Genomic DNA, 1271 nt, shown 5'->3' with positions numbered 1-1271 from the left:
TGACGTGACCCCCATTTCTCATCCAGCCATAACGAGAGTCCTTTGGTGATCTGAGCTGGGGTTGTCGGGGTTGGCAAGAGGCCGGTCAGCGCAGCCCCCAACCAGCGCAGCGGACCGGCCGATCTGTCCGGTGAGCGCTTCTGCATAGGCCTGCGGCGTCAGCCACCCGAGCTTCGAGTGCGGACGCCGTTCGTTGTAATCGCGCCGCCAAGCTTCGAGCACTGCGCGGGCGTGCGGCAGGGATCGGAACAGCGTCTCGTTCAGCAGCTCGTCGCGCAGGCGTCCGTTGAAGCTCTCGTTGAAGCCGTTCTGCTGGGGCTTGCCGGGCGCGATGTAATGCCAGCCGACGCCGGTGCTGTCGGCCCAGGCCAGGACCGCGTTCGAGGTGTATTCCGTCCCGTTGTCGCTGACGATGGTGTCGGGCCGGCCCCGCTGCCGGATGACGGCGTCCAACTCCCGCACGACCCGCGCGCCCGACAGCGAGGTGTCGGCCACCAGCGCCAGGCATTCACGCGTGCAGTTGTCGATCACCGTCAGGATGCGGAAGCGCCGCCCGTCAGTCATCTGGTCGGCCACGAAGTCCAGCGACCAGCGCTGGTTCGCCACCAGTGGCAACTCCAGCGGTCTTCGGGTGCCGATGGCGCGCTTCCGACCGCCGCGTCGACGGACCGTCAGTCGCTCCTCGCGATAGATCCGCTGGATCCGCTTCCTGTTGACCGCATGGCCTTCGCGCCGCAGCAGCACGTGCAGGCGGCGATAGCCGAACCGGCGACGCTCCTGGGCCAGAGCCTTCAGCCGGTCGCGCAGCGCGCCGTCGTCCGGGCGCGTCGCCTGATAGCGCACGCTCGTCCGATCGACGCCCAGCACACGGCACGCCCGCCGTTCGCTCATCTCGTAGGCGGCCTGCAGATGGCTAGCCGCCTCGCGATAGCCGGCGGGCGTCACCACTTTTTTCCCAGCAGATCCTTCAGCGCGACGTTGTCCAGCATCGCGTCCGCCAGCATCCGCTTCAGCTTGGTGTTCTCGTCCTCCAGCGCCTTCAGCCGCCGGGCCTCCGACACGTCCATGCCTCCGAACTTGGCCTTCCACTTGTAGAAGGTCGCCGAGCTGACACCGTGTCGCCGGCACACCTCTGCCGTCGCCACACCGGCCTCCTGCTCCCGCAAGATCCCGATGATTTGCTCTTCCGTGAACCTTGATCGCTTCATTCTGTCCGTCCTTCGTTGGGCGGACTCTAGCTATTCCTGGAGGAGTTTCAGGGGGTCACGTCA

At 66.5% G+C, this 1271-nt stretch carries 1 protein-coding gene; it reads right to left on the bottom strand.

The genetic code is table 11. The features are described 5' to 3' along the window. Positions 1 to 18 precede the first annotated feature (18 nt). Positions 19 to 1208, bottom strand: a protein-coding gene (locus ABIB58_RS16375; protein WP_248118088.1) for an IS3 family transposase whose coding sequence is annotated in 2 segments (ribosomal slippage) — positions 19 to 950 and positions 950 to 1208 — 1191 coding nt in all. Because the reading frame shifts where the segments join, the coding sequence is not laid out codon by codon here. Positions 1209 to 1271 lie beyond the last annotated feature (63 nt).

The organism is Brevundimonas sp. UYEF29 (genome assembly GCF_040546195.1).
Taxonomy (GTDB): domain Bacteria; phylum Pseudomonadota; class Alphaproteobacteria; order Caulobacterales; family Caulobacteraceae; genus Brevundimonas; species Brevundimonas huaxiensis.
Note: the sequence above shows the minus strand (reverse complement) of the source record. Positions and strands in the feature narration are given on the sequence as shown.